The sequence below is a fragment of the Methylobacterium sp. J-067 genome (assembly GCF_022829465.1).
Taxonomy (GTDB): domain Bacteria; phylum Pseudomonadota; class Alphaproteobacteria; order Rhizobiales; family Beijerinckiaceae; genus Methylobacterium; species Methylobacterium litchii.
This window is the reverse complement of the sequence record NZ_JAKSXZ010000110.1, coordinates 32,885-57,268: the sequence shown is the minus strand read 5'-3', so window position 1 is coordinate 57,268 and position 24,384 is coordinate 32,885. Positions and strand designations below refer to the sequence as shown.

General features: G+C 68.5%; 22 protein-coding genes. 15 read left to right on the top strand and 7 right to left on the bottom strand.

Going from position 1 to position 24,384, the window contains the following annotated elements; genetic code table 11:
* Positions 1-1,035 precede the first annotated feature (1,035 nt).
* The 7 genes from MKK52_RS15280 to MKK52_RS15250 all read left to right on the top strand — a co-directional run bounded on the left by MKK52_RS15280 (position 1,036) and on the right by MKK52_RS15250 (position 8,226).
* Complete coding sequence (locus tag MKK52_RS15280; protein WP_243955223.1) at positions 1,036-1,836, top strand: MetQ/NlpA family ABC transporter substrate-binding protein; 801 nt, start codon at positions 1,036-1,038, stop codon at positions 1,834-1,836.
* Between the two features lie 92 nt (positions 1,837-1,928).
* Complete coding sequence (locus MKK52_RS15275) at positions 1,929-2,741, top strand: MetQ/NlpA family ABC transporter substrate-binding protein (RefSeq protein ID WP_243955221.1); 813 nt, start codon at positions 1,929-1,931, stop codon at positions 2,739-2,741.
* A 2-nt stretch (positions 2,742-2,743) separates the two neighbouring features.
* A complete protein-coding gene (locus MKK52_RS15270) occupies positions 2,744-3,877 on the top strand; it encodes a methionine ABC transporter ATP-binding protein (protein ID WP_243955219.1) in 1,134 nt (377 codons plus the stop codon).
* Positions 3,858-4,511 (top strand): methionine ABC transporter permease, encoded by a 654-nt coding sequence (locus MKK52_RS15265; protein WP_243955217.1) that lies wholly within the window; start codon positions 3,858-3,860, stop codon positions 4,509-4,511. Before MKK52_RS15270 ends, MKK52_RS15265 begins: the two co-directional genes overlap by 20 nt.
* On the top strand, positions 4,508-5,884 hold the full coding sequence (locus MKK52_RS15260; protein ID WP_243955215.1) for an LLM class flavin-dependent oxidoreductase: 1,377 nt from the start codon (positions 4,508-4,510) through the stop codon (positions 5,882-5,884). The genes MKK52_RS15265 and MKK52_RS15260 overlap by 4 nt, the downstream gene beginning before the upstream one ends.
* Before the next feature lie 411 nt (positions 5,885-6,295).
* On the top strand, positions 6,296-7,255 hold the full coding sequence (locus MKK52_RS15255) for a sulfonate ABC transporter substrate-binding protein (protein WP_243955213.1): 960 nt from the start codon (positions 6,296-6,298) through the stop codon (positions 7,253-7,255).
* 53 nt (positions 7,256-7,308) lie between these two features.
* Positions 7,309-8,226: a TauD/TfdA dioxygenase family protein gene (locus tag MKK52_RS15250; RefSeq protein WP_243955211.1), complete on the top strand. Its 918-nt coding sequence runs from the start codon at positions 7,309-7,311 to the stop codon at positions 8,224-8,226.
* Positions 8,227-8,371: 145 nt separating this feature from the next.
* Here MKK52_RS15250 and MKK52_RS15245 read toward each other — a convergent pair whose 3' ends face one another.
* The 4 genes from MKK52_RS15245 to MKK52_RS15230 are packed head-to-tail and all read right to left on the bottom strand — an operon-like array spanning position 8,372 to position 12,798.
* Positions 8,372-8,914 carry a c-type cytochrome gene (locus MKK52_RS15245; protein WP_243955209.1) on the bottom strand — a complete coding sequence of 181 codons (543 nt, stop codon included), beginning with the start codon at positions 8,912-8,914 and terminating at the stop codon, positions 8,372-8,374.
* A complete protein-coding gene (gene soxC, locus MKK52_RS15240; RefSeq protein WP_243955207.1) occupies positions 8,901-10,142 on the bottom strand; it encodes a sulfite dehydrogenase in 1,242 nt (413 codons plus the stop codon). The genes MKK52_RS15245 and soxC overlap by 14 nt, the downstream gene beginning before the upstream one ends.
* Before the next feature lie 57 nt (positions 10,143-10,199).
* Positions 10,200-11,567 carry an LLM class flavin-dependent oxidoreductase gene (locus MKK52_RS15235; RefSeq protein WP_243955205.1) on the bottom strand — a complete coding sequence of 456 codons (1,368 nt, stop codon included), beginning with the start codon at positions 11,565-11,567 and terminating at the stop codon, positions 10,200-10,202.
* Positions 11,568-11,577: 10 nt separating this feature from the next.
* Positions 11,578-12,798 carry an acyl-CoA dehydrogenase family protein gene (locus MKK52_RS15230; RefSeq protein WP_243955203.1) on the bottom strand — a complete coding sequence of 407 codons (1,221 nt, stop codon included), beginning with the start codon at positions 12,796-12,798 and terminating at the stop codon, positions 11,578-11,580.
* On the opposite strand from MKK52_RS15230, the gene MKK52_RS26985 reads away from it, so the two are divergent.
* From MKK52_RS26985 to MKK52_RS15215, 4 genes are all read left to right on the top strand, one after another.
* Positions 12,797-12,922 carry a hypothetical protein gene (locus MKK52_RS26985; RefSeq protein ID WP_279597859.1) on the top strand — a complete coding sequence of 42 codons (126 nt, stop codon included), beginning with the start codon at positions 12,797-12,799 and terminating at the stop codon, positions 12,920-12,922. The genes MKK52_RS15230 and MKK52_RS26985 overlap by 2 nt on opposite strands.
* A 289-nt stretch (positions 12,923-13,211) precedes the next feature.
* Complete coding sequence (locus MKK52_RS15225) at positions 13,212-14,201, top strand: ABC transporter substrate-binding protein (protein ID WP_243955201.1); 990 nt, start codon at positions 13,212-13,214, stop codon at positions 14,199-14,201.
* Between the two features lie 4 nt (positions 14,202-14,205).
* Positions 14,206-15,249, top strand: coding sequence for an LLM class flavin-dependent oxidoreductase (locus MKK52_RS15220; protein WP_243955199.1), 1,044 nt, complete (start codon positions 14,206-14,208; stop codon positions 15,247-15,249).
* Between the two features lie 14 nt (positions 15,250-15,263).
* Positions 15,264-16,601, top strand: a complete 1,338-nt coding sequence (locus tag MKK52_RS15215; protein ID WP_243955197.1) for an LLM class flavin-dependent oxidoreductase — start codon at positions 15,264-15,266, stop codon at positions 16,599-16,601.
* Positions 16,602-16,672: 71 nt separating this feature from the next.
* Here MKK52_RS15215 and MKK52_RS15210 read toward each other — a convergent pair whose 3' ends face one another.
* Entirely contained in the window at positions 16,673-17,101 is a 429-nt protein-coding gene (locus MKK52_RS15210) for a YeeE/YedE family protein (RefSeq protein WP_243955195.1), read from the bottom strand.
* On the bottom strand, positions 17,098-17,508 hold the full coding sequence (locus tag MKK52_RS15205; RefSeq protein ID WP_243955194.1) for a YeeE/YedE family protein: 411 nt from the start codon (positions 17,506-17,508) through the stop codon (positions 17,098-17,100). The genes MKK52_RS15210 and MKK52_RS15205 overlap by 4 nt, the downstream gene beginning before the upstream one ends.
* A 256-nt stretch (positions 17,509-17,764) precedes the next feature.
* Between MKK52_RS15205 and MKK52_RS15200 the strand changes: the two genes are divergently transcribed.
* The 4 genes from MKK52_RS15200 to MKK52_RS15180 all read left to right on the top strand — a co-directional run bounded on the left by MKK52_RS15200 (position 17,765) and on the right by MKK52_RS15180 (position 22,645).
* A complete protein-coding gene (locus MKK52_RS15200; RefSeq protein ID WP_243955192.1) occupies positions 17,765-17,971 on the top strand; it encodes a hypothetical protein in 207 nt (68 codons plus the stop codon).
* A gap of 11 nt (positions 17,972-17,982) precedes the next feature.
* On the top strand, positions 17,983-18,831 hold the full coding sequence (gene cysE / locus MKK52_RS15195; RefSeq protein ID WP_243955190.1) for a serine O-acetyltransferase: 849 nt from the start codon (positions 17,983-17,985) through the stop codon (positions 18,829-18,831).
* A gap of 420 nt (positions 18,832-19,251) precedes the next feature.
* Positions 19,252-20,643 carry a family 2B encapsulin nanocompartment shell protein gene (locus tag MKK52_RS26980; protein WP_279597858.1) on the top strand — a complete coding sequence of 464 codons (1,392 nt, stop codon included), beginning with the start codon at positions 19,252-19,254 and terminating at the stop codon, positions 20,641-20,643.
* Positions 20,630-22,645 carry a family 2A encapsulin nanocompartment cargo protein cysteine desulfurase gene (locus tag MKK52_RS15180; RefSeq protein ID WP_409564677.1) on the top strand — a complete coding sequence of 672 codons (2,016 nt, stop codon included), beginning with the start codon at positions 20,630-20,632 and terminating at the stop codon, positions 22,643-22,645. The genes MKK52_RS26980 and MKK52_RS15180 overlap by 14 nt, the downstream gene beginning before the upstream one ends.
* Positions 22,646-22,964: 319 nt before the next feature.
* On the opposite strand, the gene MKK52_RS15175 is transcribed toward MKK52_RS15180, so the two are convergent.
* Positions 22,965-24,296, bottom strand: a complete 1,332-nt coding sequence (locus MKK52_RS15175) for an LLM class flavin-dependent oxidoreductase (protein ID WP_243955186.1) — start codon at positions 24,294-24,296, stop codon at positions 22,965-22,967.
* Between the last annotated feature and the right edge of the window lie 88 nt (positions 24,297-24,384).

Here is a 24,384-nt window from a genome sequence, read left to right as displayed (position 1 = left end):
CTTCACTGCTTGGTCCGCGGTGCTCGGTTTACACGGCGGAAAGCCTGAAGCCACTCAATGTCCTTATGCGCGACCAGCCGCCGCTGACGGCCTTCAAGACCCTCTACAAGCGCATGCTGGCAGGTGACATGGATGAGGCATAAGATGTAAGCCCTCGTTGGCAGGCGCCTTGCGGGATATGATACTGGACCTGGATACAATGCTGTCGCGAAGGCCTGTATCGCCCTGTGTTTGGACCTACGATCTCGCCCCATATCGTCGTGGCCGGCGCGCGTCGCTCGTGGACGCGTTAGGAGAAGCCGGCGATCCTTGCTGAGGCGAAGCGCACCACCGCGTCGATCTCCTGTAGCGCGTCGCCGTGGCCTGACGCCATCTCCGCTCTTTCGCTGGCGACGCGAGGCCTGAGATGAGGAGCGGGCGGCGACCCTACCGGTTCGCCTCCCTTCGTTCCACTCGCACTGCCGGCGCCGGTGGGGCTGCCGACGCGTGACCAGGCTGAGCCGGGTGGCGCCATCGAGGTGGAACTGTCCGACGGCCATCGGCTCCGTGCCGAAGCCGGGACTGATCCAGCCCTGTGGCGAGCTCTTCTTGCGGCGCTGCTGGATCGATGATCCCCCTTACCTCGGGCTCGGGCGTATGGCTGGCCACTGGCTACACAGACATAGTGATGTTTAACAGCGCCGGAATGTCGTGGCCGCCAACTTGATTGATGTCCGCTTCGGAGACGCGCACAAGGGCCATTTGATGACTGGAGTGGGCGCAAAGCAGTCAACGAACGGCCAAGTTTGACCGGCTGCTTTGCGCCCATCCCGGTCATTCGCCGATACGCGCCGTTCGTCACATGAGCGGACATGGCCTGTAGAGGCGTGAGCGCTCCCTGGCGGGAGAAAATCGTCGCCGCCAAATGGCGATCAACGGGAACAATCGCCTTCGTCTCGCCGAAAGTTCGGCAACCAGTACTCTTGAAGCTTAACAGCAAATTCAAGATACAAAGGCGACTGTTGATCTTCAAATCGACTGCGAAAAGCCAGCACCGTGCCTGTATCGACCCGTCGCGTCTTCCTGTCCGGCGTTCTCGCCTTGAGCATGGGATCGGCTCGTGCCGCGCAGGCGCCGCTGCGGATCGTCGCGTCCTCGGTACCCCATGCGGAAATCCTGGAATTCGTGACCGGGCAATTCGGCCCCGAGCTGCCGCTGAAGATCATCGAAATTTCAGGCGATCTCCGTCCGAATGCCCTGCTTCGTGACGGGGATGCCGACGCGAACTTCTTCCAGCACGTGCCCTTCCTGCGATCGGAGGAGGCCTCGATGGGGATACGCTTCGCCGTCGCCGCCGCGGTGCATATCGAGCCGCTGGGCTTGTACAGCCGTCGGGCCAAGTCCCTGGCGGAAGTGCCGGCCGGCGGGATCGTGTCCCTCTCGAACAGCGTCTCCAACACGAGCCGTGGGCTCTTGCTGTTGCAGGCCAACGGGCTGATCCGGTTGCGCTCCAAGGAGCCCGGCATCGACCTCACCCTGGACGATGTCGTCGAGAATCCGAGGAAGTTCCGTTTCGTCGAGATCGCGCCCCCGCAACTGCCGCGCTCCCTCGATGACGTGGCGCTCGCGGTGATCAACGGCAATTACGCGCTGGAAGGCGGGTTGGAACCTGCCCGTGACGCGCTGGCCCTCGAGCGGGCCGAGGGGAGCCCGTATGCGAATGTCCTCGTCACGACGGAGGGCTTGGCCACGGACCCTCGCGTGTTGCGCCTCGCCGCGTTGCTGACCTCGGCCGAGGTCGCCGCCTTCATCCGCACCCGCTACCGCGGCTCGGTCATCCCCGTCCGCCCGGCCTGACCGGTGCCGGGTGGCCTAGGCCGCCGTCTTCCCTTCCCACCTGACCACGCTGCCCCGGCTTCCCCGTGGCGGCAGACCGGAGCCCACGACCGATGCGTTTCCTGAAGACCCTCGCCGTCGCCTTGCTTTGCACAGGTGCGATGGCAGCCCACGGGCAGGCCGGGGCCGAGACCCTGAAGATCGGCACCGTGCCGGGCGCCTACAGCGACGCTGTCAATGCGGCCGCCAAGGAGGCCAAGGATCAGGGCATCGACGTGAAGGTCATCGAGTTCAGCGACTGGACAACGCCCAACGTCGCTCTCGACGCTGGCGATATCGATCTGAATTTCTATCAGCACCGGCCCTTCATGGAGAACGCCTCCAAGCAGAAGGGCTACCGGTTCGACATCGTGGGAATCGGCATCCTGCAGAATATCGGGCTGTTCTCGCTGAAGCATAAGAGCTTCGACCAGATTCCGGTGGGCGGGAAGGTGGCCATCGCCAACGATCCGGTCAATCAGGGACGTGGCCTGCTGCTGTTGCAGAAGGCCGGGCTCATCAAGCTGAAGGACGGCGTCGGCTTCCTCGGCACCGTTGACGACATCACCGAGAACCCGAAGAAGCTGAAATTCACCGAGGTCGAGGGCCCCCAACTCGTGCGGATCACCGGCGATGTCGACCTCGCACAGGGGTACCCGCACTTCATCGTGGCGGCCGGGACCTTCGATCCGACGAGCGGGCTCATCTATTCCGGCATCGAGGACAAGCTGTTCGCGGTGAGCTTCGTCAGCAAGGACTCGCGCAAGGACGATCCGACGATCAAAAAATTCGTTCAGATCTTCCAGAACTCCGAGGCGGTCAAACAGCAGATTCACAAATCCTTCGCCGGAAGCGATAAGCTCTACCTGCTCGCATGGCAGAAGTGACGATGGTCGGTTTGGCTCTCGACAGTGTCGGCACCGTATCTCCGGTCGCATCGATCGCGGCCGGTCCCCAGGCGGTTTCCGCAGCCCACGCGGCCGTTGGTCTGCGGGGTACTGGAACAGTGCGGTTCGATCGCGTCTCCAAGACGTATCGTTCGGCAGCGGGAGAGGTTCGAGCCCTCGACGACGTGAGCCTCGACATCCCGTCCGGGGCGATCTTCGGCATCATCGGGCGCTCGGGCGCGGGGAAGTCCACGTTGCTCCGAACCGTCAACCGGTTGGAGGAACCCAGTTCCGGCCGGGTGCTCGTCGATGGCGAGCCGATCGTCACCCTCGGCACGGATGGCCTCGTGGCCCTGCGCCGCCGCATCGGCATGATCTTCCAGCACTTCAACCTGCTCTCGGCCAAGACCGTGCGGCAGAACGTGGCCCTGCCGCTCACGGTAGCGGGCGTGGAGAAGCGCGAGATCGCCCGGCGGGTGGAGGAGGCGCTGCGCCTTGTCGGGCTGGAGGGGAAGGCGGAAACCTACCCGTCGCGCCTGTCCGGCGGCCAGAAGCAGCGGGTCGGCATCGCCCGCGCCCTGGTGAGCGATCCAGAGATCCTGCTATGCGACGAGGCGACCTCGGCGCTGGACCCGGAGACCACCCTGTCGATCCTGGGCCTCCTGCGGGACATCAACCGGCGGCTCGGGCTCACCATCATCCTCATCACCCACGAGATGAGCGTGATCCGTGAGATCTGCACCGATGTCGTGGTGCTGGAGGCTGGCAAGGTCGCGGAAGCCGGGCCGGTCTGGCGAGTCTTCGGCGCGCCGGAGCACCCGGCAACGCGGGCCCTGCTCGCGCCCCTCACTCGCGACGTGCCGGACGATCTGGCCGCGCGCCTGAGGCCGCACCCGGTGCCGGGCGGGAGGGCGGTCCTGCGGATCACCTATTCCGGCGCGACGCCGCCCGACCTCTCGGCCCTCGTCGCGGCGACGGGCGGGCCGGTGCACCTGCTGCAGGCGGGTGTCGAGCGCATCCAGGGGCATGCGGTCGGCCGGATGCTCGTCGCCGTGGGCGGCCCGGACGCGGAAGCCCGGCTGAGGGCCATCGGACAGGATGTCGAAGGGATCGGCTATGTCGCCGCAGATGATTGACCGCCTCTGGCAGGCGGCGTTCGACACGCTCTTCATGGTCGGCGTCTCAGCGGGGATCGCGGTCCTCGCGGGCATCCCGCTGGCGCTGTTCCTCGTCACCTCCGGTCCCGGCGGCATCTTTCCCGCGCCGCGGGCCAACCGTCTCGTCGGCCTGGTCGTGAACGGCTTTCGGGCCGTGCCCTTCATCGTGCTGCTGGTGGCGCTCATCCCGTTCACCCGGCTCGTGGTCGGCACCACGATCGGCGTTTGGGCGGCCATCGTCCCGCTCGCGGTGAGTGCGACGCCGTTCTTCGCACGGATCGCCGAGGTATCCCTGCGGGAGGTCGATCCCGGCCTCATCGAGGCGGCGCAATCCATCGGATGCCGCCGCCGCCACATCCTGCTCCACGTCCTGTTGCCGGAGGCCCTGCCGGGCATCGTCGGCGGCTTCACCATCACCGTCGTCTCGATGATCGGCGCCTCGGCCGTGGCCGGTGCGGTCGGCGCGGGAGGCCTCGGCGACGTGGCGATCCGCTACGGCTACCAGCGCTTCGACACCACCGTCATGTCGGTGGTGATCGCGATCCTGATCGTCCTCGTCTGCTGCGTGCAGTTCACGGGCGACACCGTGGTGCGGAGGCTGCGCGCACGATGACATCCCTCCGAAAGCAGATCCGGCTGAACGCGTTCAACATGAACTGCGTCGGCCACATCAATCACGGCCTGTGGACCCATCCGCGCGACCGCTCCGGCGAGTACAACACGCTGCGCTACTGGACCGATCAGGCGAAGCTTCTGGAACGCGGCCTGTTCGATGGGCTCTTCATCGCCGACATCCTCGGCGTCTACGACATCTACGGCGCGGGCATCGACGTGACGGCGCGGGAGGCCGTGCAGCTGCCGGTGAACGACCCGACGCTCATCGTCCCGGCCATGGCGGCGGTGACGGAGCATCTCGGCTTCGGCATCACGCTCAACGTCTTTGCGGAAGCGCCCTACACCTTCGCCCGGCGGATCTCGACGCTGGACCATCTCACCGGCGGCCGGGTCGGCTGGAACATCGTCACCGGCTATCTGGAGAGCGCCCATCGCGGGCGAGGCGAGGCGCTTCCCGCCCATGACCGGCGCTATGACTATGCCGACGAGTATCTGGAGGTGCTCTACAAGCTCTGGGAGGGAAGCTGGGACGACGATGCCGCCCGGAGGGACCGCGAGGCGCGGGTGTTCAGCGATCCGGACAAGATCCGCTCCATCTCCCACCGTGGCGAGTTCCTGGCGGTGGACGGCTACCACCTCTGCGAGCCTTCGCCCCAGCGGACGCCCGTGCTCTATCAGGCGGGCGCGTCCGGCCGGGGCCGGGCCTTCGCCGGGCGCCATGCCGAATGCGTGTTCATCTCGGCGCGGGACAAGCCCTCCGCCCGCGAGGCCGTCCGCGCGATCCGCGCCGAGGCGGTTGCCGCCGGGCGCGACCCGCAGGACGTGAAGGTGTTCATCGGCATCGCCGCCATCCCCGGCCGCACCCGCGCCGAGGCTGAGGACAAGCGCGACGAGTACATGCGCTATGCCAGCGCCGAGGCGGGGCTCGCGCACTTTTCCGCCTCCACCGGCATCGATTTCGCCCACTACGGTCTCGACGAGGCGATCCCCTACGCGCCGGGCAACGCGATCCAGTCCGCTACAGCGGCGGCTGCGAAGCGGGGGCTGACCAAGCGCGACTTGCTGGCGGAGATGGGCCTGGGCGGGCGTTACGCCGTGCTCACCGGCGACGCGACCTCCATCGCGGACGAGCTTCAATCCTGGGTCGAGGAAGGGGAGGTGGATGGGTTCAACCTCAGCCGAATCGTCGTACCGGAGAGCTTTTCGGACTTCATCGACCTCGTGATCCCCGAGCTTCAAGACCGGGGCCTCTACAAAACCGCCTACGCGCCCGGCTCCCTGCGTAGGAAGCTCTTCGGCGAGGGGAATCGCCTTCCCGCCCGCCATGCCGCCCATGCATTCCGGTATGCCGGTGGTCCCACTCCGGTGTGATGGACGAGAAAATTTCCCGGATCGTCCGGTCGAGAAAAGGCTTGCACAGGATCGGGCGCAATAAGAGTTTCGAATGCTTTTGACGGCGGATCTAGCGAAGATATAAATATTCGCAGCTGCTAGAGCTTTCCGGGGAACTCCAGATCATGCCGCCCCTCCTGTCTTTGCGAGCGCAGCGAAGCAACCCAGGGATTCACCACCTCCGGACAAGCTGGTCCGCCCTGGATTGCTTCGCTGCGCTCGCAAAGACGGTGGCGCAGGCGATCCTGAACTAATCGAAATCGCTCTCACCGCTCCTGATCTCGCCGGGGTGATCGCCTCATCCGCCTCCGTCGTTGCGTAGGGGTGCGGCAAGCGCCGACGGCTGCAGAGCTTACGTCGTCATCGATTGCACACGAAGGAGCCGTTGCCTTGACCACGACAAGACGCCGTGCCGCCACCCTTCTCGGATTCCTGGCTCTGGGCCTCTCCCTGGGAACCGGTGCCCTGGCGCAGACCGCCCCGAAGGAGTTGAAGATCGGCTATCAGAAGGTCGGCCTCGTCGTCGTCGCCCGTCAGCAGGGCCTGATCGAGAAGCAGCTGGCACCGCAGGGCGTTGCCGTGCGCTGGGTCGAGTTCCAGGCGGGGCCGCCCCTGCTGGAAGCACTGAACGCGGGCGGCATCGATTTCGGCTATACCGGCGACGCCCCGCCCATCTTCTCACAGGCGGCGGGGGGCAACCTCGTCTATGTCGGCGCGGCGGCACCGACCCGCGATGGCGAGGCCATCCTGGTCAAGGCGGATTCACCGATCCGGTCGGTCGCTGACCTGAAGGGCAAGACCGTCGCCGTAGGGCGCGGGACGAGCAGCCATAACCTCCTCATCGCCGCCCTCGAGAAGGCGGGCCTGAGCTTCTCCGACATCAAGCCCGCCTACCTGCTTCCCTCCGATGCCGGCTCGGCCTTTGCGAACGACAGCGTCGATGCCTGGGTGATCTGGGATCCCTATCTCGCCCTGGCGCAATCGCGCGGCGAGACACGCGTGCTCGCGACCACCGGGCAGACCCACGACGTCTCGTCCTTCTTTCTCGCCAACCGGACCTTCGCGGAGAAGAATCCCGGCCTCATCGCCGGCGCCCTGTCGGGCCTGACCGAGGCGGCGGGCTGGGCAAGGACGCATCGCGACGAGGTCGCGCAGTCGCTCGCCGCCGTCACGGGCGTTCCCTATCCCGTCCAGAAGGTCGCCGCCGACCGGACGGAGTTCGCCGTCCGCCCGCTCTCGGACGAGATCCTGACCGCCCAGCAGACCACCGCCGACCGGTTCTTCCGGCTCGGCCTGATCCCCCGCCCCATCAAGGTGCGGGACATCGTGTGGTCCCCGCCGAGGACCTGAGAACCGCTTCGACAACCCGTCCCCTGCCATCACCCCTCAGAGGAGTCTTCTCGATGAGTGCCGTCCTCCATTCGCTCCACACCGCCGCGCCCGCCCTGGATATCCGCCGGGTCGCCGGGCACATCGGTGCCGAGATCCGCGGCATCGCGCTCTCCGGTGACCTCGACGCCGCGACGGTTGCGGCGATCCGGCAGGCGCTGATCCGGCACAAGGTGGTCTTCTTCCGCGATCAGACCCTGGACGAGGCCGGTCACGAAGCCTTCGGGCGGCTGCTCGGAGATCTCGTCCCGCACCCGACCGTGCCATCCCTCGACGGCACGGCGGGGACCCTCGACATCGATGGCAGCCGGGGCGAGCGTGCCAGCTCCTGGCACACCGACGTGACTTTCGTGCCGAACTACCCGGCGATCTCGATCCTCCGCGCAGTGACGCTTCCGGCCTATGGCGGCGACACACTGTGGGCCAATACCGCGGCAGCCTATGCCGAACTGCCAGAGGCTTTGCGCGACCTCGCCGACCGCCTCTGGGCGGTGCACTCGAATGTCTACGACTACGTCGGCGGGCGGGTGAACGTATCGGATGCCGGACGGCGGCGGTACGACGAGGTTTTCACCCGCACCGTCTTCGAGACCGAGCATCCCTTGGTTCATGTCCACCCGGAAAGTGGCGAGCGCTCGCTGATCGTCGGGCATTTCATCCAGAGGATCCTCGGCTTGACGACCTCGGATTCCCAGCACCTGCTCGCGATCTTCCACGATCACGCGACGCGGCCCGAGAATACCGTTCGATGGTCCTGGCGGCAGGGTGACGTGGCGATCTGGGACAACCGGGCGACGGTGCACCGGGCCGTGGACGACTATGACGACGAACCGCGCGTGGTACGGCGCGTGACGATCCAGGGCGTCGCACCGGTCAGCACGGACGGGCGTCGCAGCCGGGCGCGCGAGACGCAGGCGGGCAAGGCCGCCTAAGCCTAGCCCCCGGCGCGCGCGTTCAGCAAGGAAGCGATCATGCAGCCGCGGCGGGCTTGGCTCGCTGCGGCTCTGCCGTACGCACAATGACGGCGAGAGACGGCACGGCGTCGGCGCGGATCCTTCCGCCCGCACCGGCCGACGGTCAGGGCTTCACATCCGGCCTAGGGTCCGGGATGAAGCCGTCGCGGTTCGGCATACGGATGGCCGAGAGCGAGTGCGCATCGAACACGGCGTCCTCGGGCGCGAGCCCGTTCAGGTGCAGGACGTAGCCCGAGACAGCATAGACATCGTCGTCGCTGAGCGATTGCGGCGCGTTCATCGGCATCGCCCGACGGATGTAGTCGAACAGCGTCGGCGCGTAGGGCCAGAAGCTGCCGACCGTCTTCAAGGGCTTGGTGGAGGCGAGCGTTCCCTGTCCGCCCGCGAGCCGCTCGCCCGTGCCGCCTTCACCCCGCCTGCCGTGGCAGGAGGCGCATTGGGCCTCGAACACCGCGCGACCGTGGGCCACGCTGCCGCTTCCGGCCGGAAGCTTCCGGCCGTCGCGGTCGATGTCGATGTTCCAGGCCGCGATTTCGGCCTGTGTCGCCGGGCGGCCGATTCCGAAGCGCTCCGCGCCGTGAGCCGCGCCGCCGATGCCGAACGCGCAGAACGCGGCGGCGAGCGCCCGGACGTTACGCGTAGCCATTGGCGACCTCCCCATCCGCTGCGATGCGCCAGGGCACGACCGCGTTGTTGTGGTAGAAGGACTTGAGACCCCGCACCGCCGTGAGGTCCTCGAAGCTCGGCTGGACGTAGCCGGTCTCGTCGATGGCGCGGCTCGCGATGGTCGTCGGCTGGCCGTCCCAGGTCCAGGGCAGGCGGAAGCGGGTCAGGGCCCTGTTCAGGACCGGCTCCTGCAACGCTGCCTCCCGCCAGCTCTTGCCACCGTCCGTCGTGACCTGCACGGCGCGGATGCGACCGCGCCCGGTCCAGGCGATGCCGGTGATCTCGTGGAAGCCGGGGCCGATCCGCTGCGTGCCGGAGGGCCGGGTGATGATCGACTTCGCCTCCATGACGAAGGTGAATTGGCGGGCCGTGCCGTCCGGCATCAGGTCCGTGTACTTGGCGGTCTCCTCGCGGGAATAGGCCGGCTCCGCGCTGACGTTGAGGCGGCGCAGCCACTTCACGCTCATGTTGCCCTCGAAGCCGGGCAGGAAGACGCGCAGCGGATATCCCTGCTGCGGGCGCAGGCGCTCGCCGTTCTGGCTGTAGACCAGCAACGCGTCGTCGAGGCATTTCTCGATCGGGATGCTGCGGGTCATCGCGGCGGCATCCGCGCCCTCGGCGACGACCCACTTCGCCTCCGGCTTCAGTCCGGCCTCCCGCAGAACCGTCGCGAGGCGCACGCCCGTCCACTCGGCGCAACTGACGAGCCCAACGAGGTCGGAAGCCGTCTTACCCTTGATCGCCTCGAAGCCCGGATTGCCCGAACATTCAAGGAAGTGGATGTGCGATTCGCTAGGGAAGCGCCGGATGTCCTCCATGGTCAGGATGAGGGGTTGCTCCACCAGCCCGTGGATCAGGAGCCGGTGGCAAGCCGGGTCGATGTCCGGGATGCCGCCGTGGTGGCGCTCGTAGAACAGGCCGTTCGGCGTGAGGATACCGTCGAGATCCTGAAGCGGCGTGCGGGTGGAGGCCGAGATGTATTGCTTAAGTCCTTGCGGGACGTTGCGGATGATCCCCGCCTCGAAGCGCGATGGCGTGCCGTAGGGCTGGCTGCCGGTATCGGCGCCGGGCGCCTTCATCCAGTCCGGGATGCCGGGCGGGCTCGCCTCCTCGGCGCGGGCGGCGCCGGCCACCGCGGCCACGGCCGTCGCCGCGCCCTGGACGAGGAAGCGCCGCCGGGCGGTGATCGTCGTGTCGTTGTCGCTCATGGCCTCACGATCCGATGCCTTGCCGGTCTCGCGCCGACGATATTCGCGGAATGGTCGTCATGCGGCACCTCGTTCGGCCGCGCCGAATTCGGTCGACGGAATGCGGTGCGCGGGCCGGGGCAGGCCGAGATGATCCCGCAGGGTCGATCCCTCGTATTCCTCGCGGAAGAGCCCCCGGCGCCGTAGCTCCGGAAGGACGAGGGTGACGAAGTCGTCGAGCCCGCCCGGCAGGGTCGGCGGCATGATGTTGAAGCCGTCCGCGCCGCGGGCCTCGAACCGCTCCTGCAGGGCGTCGGCGATTTGAGACGGCGTCCCGACGATCGTCCAGTGGCCCCGGGCGCTGGCGGCGCGCAGGTAGAGTTCGCGGATCGTCAGCCCCTCCCGCCGAGCGAGGCGCAGGAAGAGGTCCTGGCGGCTCTTGCCGCCGTTGGTCTCCGGCATCTCCGGCACCGGGGCGTCGTCCGGGTAGGCGGACAGGTCGGCGCCGGTGAGCTGTTCGAGAAGCGAGCGGCCGACCACCGGATGGATCAGGTCCTGCAGCGAGGCGAACTTGTCTTGCGCCTCCGCTTCGCTGCGCCCCACCACCGGAAAGGCGCCGGGCATAATCTTGAGGTAGTCGGGATCGCGACCGTGGCGGGCCATCCGGCCCTTCACGTCGGCGTAGAAGGCGACCGCATCCTCCAGCGTCTGCTGCGCGGTGAAGATCACCTCGGCGGTGCGGGCGGCGAGCGCCTTGCCGGCCTCGGACGAGCCCGCCTGCACCACCACCGGATGCCCCTGCGGCGGGCGCGGCACGTTGAGCGGGCCGCGTACCGAGAAGTGCTCGCCCTCATGGGCCAGCAGGTGCAGTTTGTCGGGATCGAAGAAGCGCCCGCCCTCGCGGTCGCGGACGAAGGCGTCGTCCTCGTAGGAATCCCACAGGCCGCGCACGACGTCGACGAACTCCTCCGCCCGGGCGTAGCGGTTGGCGTGGGCAAGGTGGCTCTCGCGGCTGAAGTTCCAGGCCTCCCGCGGGTCGGCGGAGGTCACGAGGTTCCAGCCCGACCGGCCGCCGCTCAGATGGTCGAGGGAGGCGAACTTGCGGGCGACGTGGAACGGCTCGTTGTAGGTGGTCGAAGCGGTGGCCACGAGGCCGATCCGCTCCGTCACCGCCGCGAGATGCGACAGCAGGGTCAGCGGCTCGAACTGGCCGACGTAGCGGATCGCCGTGCGGCTCAGGGCGTCGACGTCGTCACCCCGGATGCTGACGCCGTCCGCGAGGAAGATCAGGTCGAACTTCGCGGCCTCGGCGGTGCGGGCGAGGCAGCGGTAATGGGCGGCGTTGATCCCGGCATCGGCGTCGGAGGACGGATGCCGCCACGCGGCGACATGGTGCCCGCCGGGATACAGGAAGGCGCCGAGGCGCATGCGGTCGCTGCGTGCCATGCCCCTCACCTCACGCCGAACCGACGCGGTACTGCCGGGGAGGGGCCTCGCCGGAGATTGCGAAGGCGCCGACGCTGCGGTCCCGGTAGAGACGCGGATTGTGCGAGGCGATGGTGCGGGCGTTGCGCCAGTACCGGTCAAGGCCGGCGCCGACCTTTACCGCCGAGGCGCCGAGCGCGTCGAACAGGCTCGTCGTCGCGCTGAGGATCAGGTCGGTGACCACGCTGACCGCCTGGTTGACCTCGACATCGGCCAGCGTCGCCTGCCGATCCGCCTCCGGCGATCCGGCTTGGTGTGCGTCGTGGACCCTCTGAACCGCCTCGGCGGCCTTCAACACGATGGCGCCCGCCGCGTAGGCGTTGGCCCGGACGCGGCCGACGACGGCCTGGATCTGCGGGTCATCGGCCGTGCGCCCGGCATTGCCGTGGCTGTAGACGCGGGTCCGCTCGGCGACGAGACGGGCCACGTCGTCCGCCGCCGCTCGGCCGATCCCGGCGAGGGTCGCCAGATGCACGAGCTGGAAGAACGCCATGGCGTAGGGGAAGCGAGCCGGATCCGGCTTGATGAGCGCCTGGTCGAGGGCCACGCCCTCGAAGGTGGCGGTGCCGCTGGCGGTGAGCGCCTGTCCGAACCCGTCCCAATCGTCCACAATGGTGACGCCCGGCGCCCGCACCGGGACCGCCGCCGTCACTGGCCCCCCGGCCTCGTCGTCGGCCGAGAGATGGATGTAATCCGCGAAGAGCGAGCCGGTCGTGTAGAACTTCCGCCCGTCGATCACGGGCTTTCCGTCGCGCCGCCGCACCACCGTATCGAAGGCACCGACCTTGGCAGGTCCCGTCTCCGAAACGCCGCTCCCGACCGTCTCGCCCGCGCCAATCCGCTTGATCCAGCCTGCCCGCCATTCGGGCGAGGAGGAGCACAGCGCATCCTCCGTGAAGCCGAAATGCGCCCGCAGTGCATTGGTGACGTTCGAATCCGCCGCCGACAGCTCGATCAGAAGGGCGAAGAGTTCCAGCAGGCTAGCGCCGTGGCCGCCTTCCTGAGGTGAGAGGCGCAGGGTGGTGAAATTCGCCTCCCGCAGCCAGCCGATCTCGGCATGGGGCAAGCGTCGCTCCCGGTCCCTCTCGACGGCGGTGGCGCGGATCTCGGCGAAGACCGGGCGGAATTGGTCCGCAAGGGTCTCGTAGCGCGCGCTCGGCCCCGCACCCCAGCCCGCATCCGTTTGCGACATGACTTACGACTTTCCGATTTCCGACACCCCCCGGGGGGCCTTTGCCGAAGGAATCGGCGAGCCGGCTCCCGATCTCAAGGCGGATTCACTGTCGGGCTTCGTCTTTGGGATCGACGCGTCGTGAACAGCTCGAAGAGAAGATTTTCGTTTTACTGCGGCGCATCCTACCGAAAGACCATTCCCCCGCCGAATTTCGGCCACTTCAATGAGCATTTATTCATGCTCATGCGAATGAAGAGTTGAGATGTCTTTCAGGGGGCTCTCTTCGGGGGACAGGCTCCTCCGTGCGCGCGACGAATCGAAAACCTGTTTCATTGATCCGGCGCACCCTGTTGGCCTTCAATAACGGGCAGGCCGGTGGCGATGCTCCGGCGCCCCACTCCTCCGTTCGTTCCACGATTCGCGAGTGCCCGATGATCGACGACTTGCCGGGCCGGTTCGGCCCCTCCCGCCGCACGCTCCTGCGCGGCGGGCTCGGCGGGGCCGCCGCCCTGGCGCTCGGCGCTCCCGCCCTGCGCGCGGCGCCCCGGGAGGTGAAGATCAGCATGCAGCGCTCGTCGGTGCTGTTCACCGTGCTCAAGGTGAAGGGCACGCTGGCCGAGCGCCTGGCGCCGCTGGGCTTCACGCCGAGCTGGCACCTGTTCACCAGCGTCATCGAGCCGATGAATGCCGGGGCGGTCGACATCCATGCCGACGTCGCCGACGCCGTGCCGATCTTCACCCAATCCGCCAAGGCGCCCCTCACCTTCTACGCCCGCGAGCGGGGAGCCCCCTCGGCGGAGGCGATCATCGTACCAGCGGATTCCTCCATCCGCACCGTCGCCGACCTGAGGGGCAAGACGGTCGGCGTCTCCCGGGGCTCCGGGAGCCATTACGTGCTCGCCGCCGCGCTCAAGCGCGCGGGGCTGACCTTCGCGGACATCAAGGCCGCCTATCTTCAGGCGCCGGAAGGCGCCGTGGCCTTCGATCAGGGTCGCCTCGACGCGTGGTCGATCTGGGACCCGTTCTTGGCCTTCGCCGAGGCCAAGCGCCCGGTCCGGACCATCGCCGACGGCACCGGGCTCACAAGCTACCACCGGTACTACGTCGTCAACGACAGCTTCGTCGCCGCGCAGCCCGATGTCGTGTCGACCGTCTACCGCTCCCTGGTCGAGGCCGGCGCCTGGATGGAGGCGAACCCCGAGGAGGCCGTGGCGCTTCTCGCCCCGATCTGGGGAGACCTGCCGCAGGCGGTGGTGGCCGCCGCCAACAGCCGCCGGACCTACGCGGTGGAGCCTGTGGAGCGCAGCCAGCTCGGCGAGCAGCAGGCCATCGCCGACGTGTTCTACGAGGCGAAGCTCATCCCCCGCCGGATCGACGCCACCGACGTGCCGATCTTCCAGCCGCCGACGGGCCGGGGCTGAGGCCGTGGCGAGCATCCCCCGCTTCGGCATCTGGGCCGCCGTCCACGGCTCCCGCGCCTCCCACCACGATCCCGACGAGCCGGACGATGCGAGCTGGGAGCGCAATCGTGCCCTGGTGCTGGAGGCCGAGGCGCTCGGCTTCGATTCGGTGCTGGTCGCCCAGCACACGATGAATCCCTACGACCCGCAGCGGGACCAGCTCGAAGCCTGGACCGGGGCGGCGGCGCTCGCCGCGCTGACCCGGCGGATCGAGATCATCGCAGCGATCAAGCCGGGGCTCTACCACCCGGTGGTGCTCGCCAAGATGGCCTTGCAGATCGAGCATATCAGCGGCGGGCGCTTCGCCCTGAATCTCGTGAATGCCTGGAACAGGGCCGAGTTCGAGCGGGCCGGGCTGCCGTTCCCGGCGCACGACGACCGCTACGCCTATGGCCGCGAATGGATCGCCCTTGTTGACCGGCTGATGCGCGGCGAGCGGGTGACCGTCCACGGCGAGCATTTCCGGACGGAGGACTACCAGCTCCGGCCCGCCGGCACGTTCCGGCCACGGTCGACGATCTATCTCGGCGGCGAATCCGAGCCTGCCCGGGCGCTCGCTGCCGACCATGCCGACGTCTGGTTCATCAACGGCCAGCCCCTGCCCGACGTCGCCGCGCTGATCGCCGACGTCGCCCGGCGCCCGGCCGCCCATGGGCCCCTCCGCTACGGCCTCTCGGCCTTCGTGATCGCGCGGGAGACCGATGCGGAGGCGGAAGGAGAGCACGCCCGGCTCCTCGCCCTCGCCCAGCGCGACGCAGGCTTACGCGCCGACACCCGCGCCCGCACCGACGCGGCGAGCGTGATGTTCGCCAAGACCGATGCGGCGGCCTCCCGCCATGTCGGGACCAATGGCGGCACGGCGGCCGGGCTCGTGGGCGGCTACGAGACCGTCGCGGAGCGGATCCGCGCCTTCCATGCCGCCGGCATCGACCTGTTCATGCTGCAGTTCCAGCCGTTCGAGGCGGAGATGCGCCGCTTCGCCGAGCAGATCCTGCCGCGCGTCCGCTGATCCGGAGACTGTCGATGAGCGGTCGCACGCTGCACCTCAACGTCAATCTCCTGCATTCGGGGGTCTACCCGTCGGCGTGGCGGCTGCCGGAGAGCCGGCCCGACGCCTTCCTCGACATCGATCATGTCGTGCGGGTCGCCCGCATCGCCGAGCGCGGCAAGCTCGACGCGATCTTCCTGGCGGACACGCCCGCCATCAACGACCGGATCGACTACCGGCCGTTCAACGCCCTGGAGCCGACCGTGGTGCTGTCAGCCGTCGCGGCCGTGACGAGCCATGTCGGCCTCGTGGCCACCGCCTCGACGACCTACAACGAGCCCTACAACCTCGCCCGCCGCTTCGCGAGCCTCGACCTCGTGAGCCGGGGCCGGGCCGGCTGGAACGTGGTGACGACGGCCGACGCCGCGGCCGGTCGCAACTTCGGCTTCGCGGGCGCCTCCGAGCACGGGGCCCGCTACGCCCGGGCCCGTGAGTTCACCGACCTCGTCCACGCCCTGTGGGACAGCTGGGAGGACGACGCCTTCGTCGGCGACAAGGCGAGCGGGCGGTTCGTCGACACCGCGAAGGTCCACGCCGTCGACCACCGCGGCGCGCACTACACCGTCGCCGGCCCGCTCACCGTGCCGCGCAGCGCACAAGGCCGCCCCGTCACCTTCCAGGCCGGCGGCTCGGAGGACGGGCGCGAACTCGCCGCCGCCACCGCCGATGCGGTGTTCTCCCTGGCCCAGACGATCGAGGACGGCGCGGCCTATGCCCGGGACCTGCGGACGCGGGCGGCGCGCTATGGCCGCAGCCCGGAGGCGCTGGTCATCCTGCCCGGCCTCGCCACGGTGATCGACTCCACCGAGGCCGAGGCCCGGCGGCGCCAGGACGCGCTCTGGGATCTCGTGCCGGTGGAGTACAGCCTCGCCCGGCTCGCCGGCACGTTGCGGATCGACCCCGCCCGGCTCGACCTCGACAAGCCGCTCCCCGACCCGCTGCCGCTCCCGCCGGACGCCAACCACACGATGTTCCTCGGCACCCTCGCCCTCGCGCGGCGGGACAAGCTGACCGTGCGCCAGCTCCTGCGGGCGCTCGGCGGCGGGGTCGGCCACCGCATCGTGGTCGGCACGCCGGAGGCCATCGCCGACGACATCGAGGCGTGGTTCCGGGCCGGCGCGGCCGACGGCTTCAACCTGATGCCGGATGTCCTGCCGGAGGGGCTGGAGACCTTCGTCGACGCGGTCGTGCCGATCCTCCAGCGCCGCGGCCTGTTCCGGCAGGACTATGCGGGGGCGACCCTGCGGGATCACCTGGGGCTGGCTCGCCCCGCGAGCCGCTACGCCGCGACCGGGCACTCGCTCTCGGCTTGAGCGGATGTCGTGAGCCTTTGAGCGTGTTCGGTGTGACCCGGAACGCCTGTCCAGATCGAAGCGACGACGCCCTAACGGCGTCCTCGCGCCTGTAGTCCATGCGCCGCCATGCCCAGCAGCATCGTCGCCACGAAGACGAGAACCGGGGCCGCGCCGGTCGAGAGCGCGGCGACGGCCGGACCGGGGCAGAAGCCCGACAGGCCCCAGCCGATCCCGAACAGGGAGGCCCCGAGGACGAGGGGCCTGTCGATCCGCCGGGAGGTCGGCAGATCGAAGCTTCCGGCCAGGGCAGGACGCGCAAGCCGGCGGGAGAAGCCGTAGCCGAGGGCCGACACGCTCACCGCCCCGCCGAGGACGAAGACGAGGCTCGGATCCCAGGCGCCCCCGATATCGAGGAAGCCGCGCACGCGGGCGGGATCGAGCATCCCCGACAGGGCGAGGCCAAGCCCGAACAGCAGCCCGGCGGCGAGGGCTGCGAGGATGCGTGCCCCGCCGCTCACGACGCCACCCGCATGAGAGCCACCGTCAGCATGCCCGAGGCGAGGAAGACCAGCACCGCGACTATCGAGCGTGGCGACAGGCGAGCGAGCCCGCACACCCCGTGGCCGGAGGTGCATCCGGAGCCGAGCCGGGTGCCGAAGCCGACGAGGAGCCCGGCGACGGCCAGCACCGGCCAGGACGCCTCGATCCGCATCGCGGGCCAGTGCCCTGCGATCACCGAGAAGAGCGGCGGCCCGAGGACGAGACCGACGAGGAAGGCGAAGTCGGCGAGCCGGCGCTCCCCCGGCCGGCCCAGCCCGGCGACGAGCCCGCTGATGCCGGCGATGCGGCCGTTCAGGACGAGAAGCATCGCGGCGGAGAGGCCGATCAGCAGCCCGCCCCCGAGGGCCGGTAGGTAAGCGTCCATGGAGTGTGGTTCCGGTGTCGTTCGGGACGGGATATCGCCGGGGTCGCCCGGGAACAACCCTTGCCAAACCGGGTTTGATCAATAATTATCAAGTCATGACAATGGTTTAGTGAAGATCATGCTCCTATTTGGGCACGTGGCGAACGAAACCTTCTCCTCCGACCATGACGAGGCGGAAGGGCATTTCCCGGGGTGGCCGACAGGGCCGTGGACCGGGAATCGGAGCGGTCTTCGGCGGCGCGCGGAGGAGGATTCCATGGCGGCATCGGCCATCAGACGGGGAGACGAAGTGGTGTTCGAGCGCCTCGATCTCGCGGAAGCCCTCGGGATCTGGCGGCACGCCAGGGGCCGGATCGTCGGCATCCATGGCCACGGTGGGCGCCCGGCCACCGTCGATGTCGCCTTCGAGGGGCACGAGCTCCTCGAAGGCTACCTGCCGGATCTGTTCCGGCGGGTGCACTGATCGCCGCCACCGTGACCGCCGCCCTCGCCACCCTCCAGCCGCCCCTCCGGGCGATCAGCCGCAGCACCGCCGAGACCGAGGTCTGGGCGGAGTTGCGCGCCGAGGCGGAGGCCGCCCTGATCGAGGAGCCGCTCTACGCGGGCATCATCCAGGCGACGATCCTCGACCAGCGCACCCTCGCCCAGGCCCTCGCCTACCGCCTCGCCCACCGGCTGGGCGACGGCGACCTCGCCCGCCTGTCGATGCGCGACCTGTGCCTGTCCGCCTTCGAGGCGGATCCGGAGGCCGGTGCCCATGCGGTGCGCGACCTCGTCGCCATCCGCGAGCGCGACCCGACCTGTCGCCGCTATCTGGATCCGTTCCTGTTCTACAAGGGCTTCGCCGCGCTGGAAGCCTACCGGGTCGGGCACTGGCTCTGGCATCAGGGCCGGGCGACGCTGGCGCTGCATGTCCAGAGCCGCATCTCCGAGGTGTTCGGCTGCGACATCCACCCGGCCGCACGGATCGGCTCGGGGGTCTTCATAGACCACGCCACCGGGGTGGTGATCGGTGAGACCACGGTGGTGGCCGACGACGTGTCGATTCTCCAGTCGGTGACGCTCGGCGGCAACGGAAAGGAAAGCGGCGACCGGCACCCGAAGATCGCCCGCGGCGTGCTGCTCAGCGTCGGGGCGAAGGTGCTCGGCAACGTCCGCGTCGGCGAGGGGGCCAAGATCGGCGCCGCCGCCGTGGTGCTCAGTGATGTGCCCGCCCACACGACCGTCGCCGGCGTCCCGGCCCGCGTCGTCTCGCGCCTGCGCGCCGACGAGGAGCCCGCGCTGAGCATGGACCAGTCCTTCGGCTTCGGGGACGGGATCTGATCGGGCGCGAGAAAAATCCTTCCCTTGAAACGATGTCGTCGTGGTTCTGCCATCAGGCCGCGGTGTGAGAGAATTAATTTCTCCAAAATCTGCCCCTACCGCAGACTACGTTCTGCGTTGATCCAGAAAATCGGATCGATCTTCCAAGATTGACTCAGATATAGAAGATCATTTTGTTGACCGCAGGCCGACCCCCGGCATAGTCAAGCATCGCTGGCAAGACTCAAGGCCGAGTCGCGCCATTTAGCGCCGAGCGGATGTAACTTCGCTCGTTAACACAAGATTCACCGGATCGCTTGCGGCTCTCGAGGCCTGACCGGTCCACCGAACACTTGCGCCCGGTCCGCTTTTACTGCGCGACCGCCCGCTTCCACGCGGGCCGAAGCGGCGCGCCTGCTTACCTCTTGGAGACGAAAGACGATGAGCGGACCAGGTTTGAGCGTCAGCGCCACGGCGGCACGCAACCTCGCGACGGCGACCGTCACCTCGGTCCAGAACGCGGCGAATACCCCGCGGTGGCTCCTGCGCCTCCTGCCCTTCGTCGACGTGGCCGGCGGCGTCTACCGGGTGAACCGCCGCGCCGTGGTGCTCGCCAAGGGTGGGCGGATCGACCTCGCCGCCGAGGACAAGGCGCGGACCATTCGCCCCGGTTCGCTGCGCTCCGTGCCGCTGTTCAGCCGCCTGGGCGATGCCGAGCTCGCGAGCCTCGCGGGCAAGTTCAAGGAGAGCCGTCACGCGGCCGGTGACATCATCCGCGAGGAGGGCGCCGCCGAGCGCAACCTTGTGGTGGTCGCCGACGGCACCGTCGAGCTGACCCTGTCCGGCCCCTACAAGGGCCGCCTGCGCCAGGGGCTCGCCACCAAGGGCGACTATTTCGGCGACGGCGACCTCCTCGACGAGGGCGCGCCGGTGCCGGCGGTGAAGGCGCTCTCGGCCGTCACGCTGCTGACCCTCGACCGCTCGGCGCTGGACGACGAGAGCATCCGCTCGCGGATCGGCCAGTATCGCGAGGAGCGCGACCGGCTGAAGGGCCACACCAATTCCTACGGCGAACAGGGTATCGAGCTCCTGGCCGTCCATACCGGCGAGCCACGGCTGCCGACGACCTTCGTCGATTACGAGATCGACCCGCGCGAGTACCACCTCTCCACCATCCAGACGATCCTCAACACCCATACCCGCGTCACCGATCTCTATTCGAACGAGATCAACCAGCTACGCGAGCAGATCCGACTCACCGTGGATGCGGTGAAGGAGCGGGAGGAATGGGAGCTCCTGAACAACTCCCAGTTCGGCCTCCTCAATGAGGTGACGGGCCGCCAGCGCATCCCGACCCGGGGCGGCCCGCCCACCCCGGACGACCTCGACGAGTTGCTGACGCTGGTGTGGAAGAAGCCCGCCTTCTTCGTCGCCCATCCCCGCGCCATCGCCGCCTTCGGCCGTGAGGCGACCCGCCGTGGCGTGCCGCCGGTGGTGGTGCACCTGTTCGGCGCCCCGTTCCTCACGTGGCGCGGCGTGCCGCTGGTGCCGAGCGACAAGCTGCCGATCGACAGCGACCCGGTGACGGGCGCCCAGACCACGTCGATCCTGCTGCTGCGCGTCGGCGAGGGCGAGCAGGGCGTCGTCGGGCTTCAGAAGTCCGGCGTGACCGGCGAGATCGAGCCCGGCCTATCGGTGCGCTATATGGGCACCAACGACCACTCCATCGCCTCGCACCTCGTGACCCGCTACTTCTCGGCCGCCGTGCTGGTCGAGGACGCCATCGCCCGTCTCGATAACGTGCTGCTCGGCAACTACCATGATTATGCGTGAGGTGCCGGTGTCCGGTTTCCCCACGGGGACGACGGGCGAGCTCGCCCAATCCACTCCGCATGCGGATCTCGTCGGGCGCCTCGCCCGCGAGATCTATGGCCGAGGTCAGGCGGCGAGCCAGCCCTTCGCCCCGGCGCTACCGGCGAGCCCCCAGGCGCCGCAGGCCCTCGACGGCCTGCCGCAGGGCTTCGGTGGCGCGCCTCTGCCGAGCGGCTCGGTGGGGACGCCCTCGGCTCCGGCCGGGGGGCTGCCCTCCGGGTTCCAGCCGGACGTTTCGGCCTTCGGCGCCCGCTCTTTCGGGGCGCCGCCGGTCGGCGTACCGGGCCTGAGCGGCCCGACCGTGCCGAACCTCGCCCCGGCGAGCCCGGTCTTCGCCGAGGTCGGCACGGTCCCGCCGGTCCACCCGGCGAGCCCGCGGCCTGTCCTGCCGGACTTCTCGTTCCCGAGCATCCCCTCGCTCGCGGCGGCCCTCCCCGGCGGGCCCGAGCTGCACCGGCAGATTGCGGCGGATCACCCCCGCGCCAACGCCTTCGCCCATGCGCTGGCCCCGCATCTCGTGCCGGCCGACCCGTCTAAGGCGGGCGTGGACGAGGTGCAGGAGAGTTTTCGAAGGACCGGCCATCTGTCACGGTCGCCCGAGCCAGCGGCTCAGAATTTCTCCGACTACTACTTCCTGAATCTCGGCCCCAGCCCGGCTCGGAAGGCTCCGGCGAGCCCCCGCGTCGAGCCGACCCGCTCGAGCGGCCCGGCCGCGCGGGCGCTCTCGCACGGGTCGAGCTCTGTGGCCGCGCCCTTCGACGTGGAGCGCGTCCGCAAAGACTTCCCGGCCCTGCACCAGAGCGTCAACGGCCACCCGCTCGTCTGGCTCGACAACGCCGCCACGACCCACAAACCACAATCGGTCATCGACGCCACCAGCGAGTTCTACGCCCGGCACAACTCGAACATCCACCGGGCCGCTCATACGCTCGCAGCACGTTCGACGGACCTGTTCGAAGGCGGGCGCGAGGCCGTGCGCCGCTTCCTCAACGCGCCGACAAAGGACGACATCGTCTTCCTGCGGGGCACGACGGAGGCGATCAACCTCGTGGCCGCCTCCTTTGGCGGGGCGAATATCGGGCCGGGCGACGAAATCATCCTCTCGACCATCGAGCACCACGCCAACATCGTGCCTTGGCAGTTGCTGGCGCAGCGCACGGGCGCGACGATCCGGGTGATCCCGGTGAACGACCGGGGCGAGATCATCTTCGAGCAATACGCCGCCCTGCTCTCGGGGCGGACGAAGATCGTCTCGGTGACGCATGTCGCCAACGCCCTCGGCACGGTGAACCCGATCCGGGAGATCATCGCGCTCGCCCATGCCTACGGCGTGCCGGTGCTGGTCGATGCGGCGCAATCCTCGCCGCACATTCCCCTCGACGTGCAGGCGCTCGACGCCGATTTCCTCGTCTTCTCCGGCCACAAGGTGTTTGGGCCGACGGGCATCGGCGCCCTCTACGGCAAGAGCGCCCTGCTCGACGCGATGCCGCCCTGGCAGGGCGGCGGCCACATGATCGAGGACGTCACCTTCGCGAAGACCGTCTACAAGGGCGCGCCGGAGAAGTTCGAGGCGGGCACCCCCGATATCGCGGGCGCGGTCGGCCTCGGCGCGGCCATCGACTACCTGGAGAGCATCGGCCTACCGGCCATCGCGGCCTACGAGCACGACCTGCTGGAGTATGCGCAGGCCGGTCTCGCCGAGGTGAAAGGCTTGCGCCTGATTGGCACGGCGCGGGAGAAGGCGAGCGTCATGTCCTTCACCGTCGAGGGCCAGGAGAACGAGGCGGTGGCCCACCATCTCGACGCCCACGGCATTGCCGTGCGCTCGGGCCACCACTGCGCCCTCCCCGCGCTCCGCCGCTTCGGTGTGGACCAGTCGGTGCGGGCATCCCTGGCCTTCTACAACACTCGCGAGGACGTGGACGTGTTCCTGCGGGCGCTGCATACCCTGCCGCGGCACTGAACGTTCCGCGCCGGCCGAACGGGTCGGCGCGGAATGAGACCGTAAGGATGATCGCCACACTGCGAGTCTCTGGCGGTTGGATCGACAGACCTTCGTGCAATCTACTTTACGCGTGAAACCCTTCACCAGCAGACCGACGGCTTTCCATTGGCATCTGCCGCGGCTCACAGTTGGACTGAGGTCACAGCTGATGCACGGCACCCGCGGCGGCCGCCGGGTCGAAGCAGTCCCCATCTGGATCTTCGGGATGACTACGGTTGCAGGGGCGAACGGCACGCTCGAACTCAGGTCACGGCTTCTCCCGTAACACTCCGTGCAGTCAGCCCAGGGCAAAGAAGCGGTTCGGTGGGCGGGGCAAGCCGAGGTGGTCGCGGAGTGTCGATCCATCGTACTCCCGCCGGAAGAGCCCCCGCCGCTGCAACTCCGGCACGAGACGGTCGACCACGTCGTCGAGCCCCTCGGGCACAAACGGAAACATGACATTGAAGCCGTCGCAGGCGCGCGTTTCCAGCCATTCCTCCATCTCATCGGCCACCTGCGCGGGCGTCCCAAGCAGATGCAGCCCGCCATAGCCGCCGACCTTCCTGGCGAGATCGCGCACCGTCGCGTTGGTCCGCCGTGCATACTCCACGATCTGGGCCTGCCCGCTCTTGCTGGCATTGGTCTCGGGAAGTTCCGGCAGGGGAGCGTCGAGGTCGAAGCCTGATGCATCGACCCCGAGGCGGACCGAGAGATTGGCTAGCCCGCTATCCGAGTGGACGAGTTCGTCGAGCCGCGCCCGCTTGGCCTTCGCCTCCTCCAGCGTGTCACCGAGAATCACGACGGCGCCCGGCAGGATCTTGAGGTGGTCCGGGTCCCGCCCCAGGGCGGGCATCCGGCCCTTCAGATCCGCATAGAAGGCCTGCGCGGCCTCGATGGTGGAGCCTGCCGCGAAGACCATCTCGGCCGTCTCGGCCGCGATCTGCCGTCCCGCCTCGGAGGCGCCGGCTTGGACGATGACCGGCCATCCCTGGACCGGACGGGCGATGTTGAGCGGTCCCTTCACCTTTAGGAACTCGCCCTTGTGGTCGAGGACATGCAACTTTTCGGGATCGAAGAACAGACCGCTCTCAGGGTCCATGAGGAAGGCGTCGTCGGCCCAGGAATCCCATAGGCCCGTGACGACGTCGAAGAACTCGCGGGCCCGTGCATAGCGCACGGCATGCTCGACATGGGCCTCGCGGCCGAAATTGTGTGCCTCGTCCGGATTGCCGGAGGTCACGAGGTTCCAGCCGGCGCGTCCCTGCGAGATGTGGTCGAGGGAGGCGAACTTGCGCGCGACGTGGTAGGGCTCGTCGTAGGTCGTGGACGCGGTGGCGATGAGGCCGATGCGCTTGGTGAGCACCGCCAGCGCCGGCAGCAGGGTCAGCGGATCGAACGAAGTGACGGTCGCCGAGCGCCGCAGGGCTGCCATGGGCATGTTCATCACGGCGAGGTGGTCGGCCATGAAGAACGCGTCGAACTTTGCGGCCTCCAGGCGCTGGGCGAAATGTGCCAGATGCTTGAAGTTGAAGTTCGCATCCGGATAGCCGCCAGGGTAGCGCCACCAGGCGGTGTGAATGCCGACAGGGCGCATGAAGGCGCCAAGATGCAATTGGCGATGGCTGCTCATTGGTGGCGTCTCTCAAGCTTTCTTAAGGGGCGCCATTGCCTCTCGGACTGGCACTCGTGGAGAGATCCCTGGAAAGCCTCGCTTACAC

Bases quoted from the DNA above. Each gene is read 5' to 3' on its own strand.
- MKK52_RS15275 (WP_243955221.1), top strand. From the start codon at position 1,929: ATGCGTTTCCTGAAGACCCTCGCCGTCGCCTTGCTTTGCACAGGTGCG.
- MKK52_RS15180 (WP_409564677.1), top strand. From the start codon at position 20,630: ATGATTATGCGTGAGGTGCCGGTGTCCGGTTTCCCCACGGGGACGACG.
- MKK52_RS15245 (WP_243955209.1), bottom strand. From the start codon at position 8,914: ATGGCTACGCGTAACGTCCGGGCGCTCGCCGCCGCGTTCTGCGCGTTC.
- MKK52_RS15175 (WP_243955186.1), bottom strand. From the start codon at position 24,296: ATGAGCAGCCATCGCCAATTGCATCTTGGCGCCTTCATGCGCCCTGTC.
- MKK52_RS26985 (WP_279597859.1), top strand. From the start codon at position 12,797: ATGACTTACGACTTTCCGATTTCCGACACCCCCCGGGGGGCCTTTGCC.
- MKK52_RS15250 (WP_243955211.1), top strand. From the start codon at position 7,309: ATGAGTGCCGTCCTCCATTCGCTCCACACCGCCGCGCCCGCCCTGGAT.
- MKK52_RS15265 (WP_243955217.1), top strand. From the start codon at position 3,858: ATGTCGCCGCAGATGATTGACCGCCTCTGGCAGGCGGCGTTCGACACG.
- MKK52_RS15215 (WP_243955197.1), top strand. From the start codon at position 15,264: ATGAGCGGTCGCACGCTGCACCTCAACGTCAATCTCCTGCATTCGGGG.
- MKK52_RS15200 (WP_243955192.1), top strand. From the start codon at position 17,765: ATGGCGGCATCGGCCATCAGACGGGGAGACGAAGTGGTGTTCGAGCGC.
- MKK52_RS15225 (WP_243955201.1), top strand. From the start codon at position 13,212: ATGATCGACGACTTGCCGGGCCGGTTCGGCCCCTCCCGCCGCACGCTC.
- MKK52_RS15230 (WP_243955203.1), bottom strand. From the start codon at position 12,798: ATGTCGCAAACGGATGCGGGCTGGGGTGCGGGGCCGAGCGCGCGCTAC.
- MKK52_RS15235 (WP_243955205.1), bottom strand. From the start codon at position 11,567: ATGGCACGCAGCGACCGCATGCGCCTCGGCGCCTTCCTGTATCCCGGC.
- MKK52_RS26980 (WP_279597858.1), top strand. From the start codon at position 19,252: ATGAGCGGACCAGGTTTGAGCGTCAGCGCCACGGCGGCACGCAACCTC.
- MKK52_RS15260 (WP_243955215.1), top strand. From the start codon at position 4,508: ATGACATCCCTCCGAAAGCAGATCCGGCTGAACGCGTTCAACATGAAC.
- MKK52_RS15205 (WP_243955194.1), bottom strand. From the start codon at position 17,508: ATGGACGCTTACCTACCGGCCCTCGGGGGCGGGCTGCTGATCGGCCTC.
- MKK52_RS15270 (WP_243955219.1), top strand. From the start codon at position 2,744: ATGGTCGGTTTGGCTCTCGACAGTGTCGGCACCGTATCTCCGGTCGCA.
- soxC (WP_243955207.1), bottom strand. From the start codon at position 10,142: ATGAGCGACAACGACACGACGATCACCGCCCGGCGGCGCTTCCTCGTC.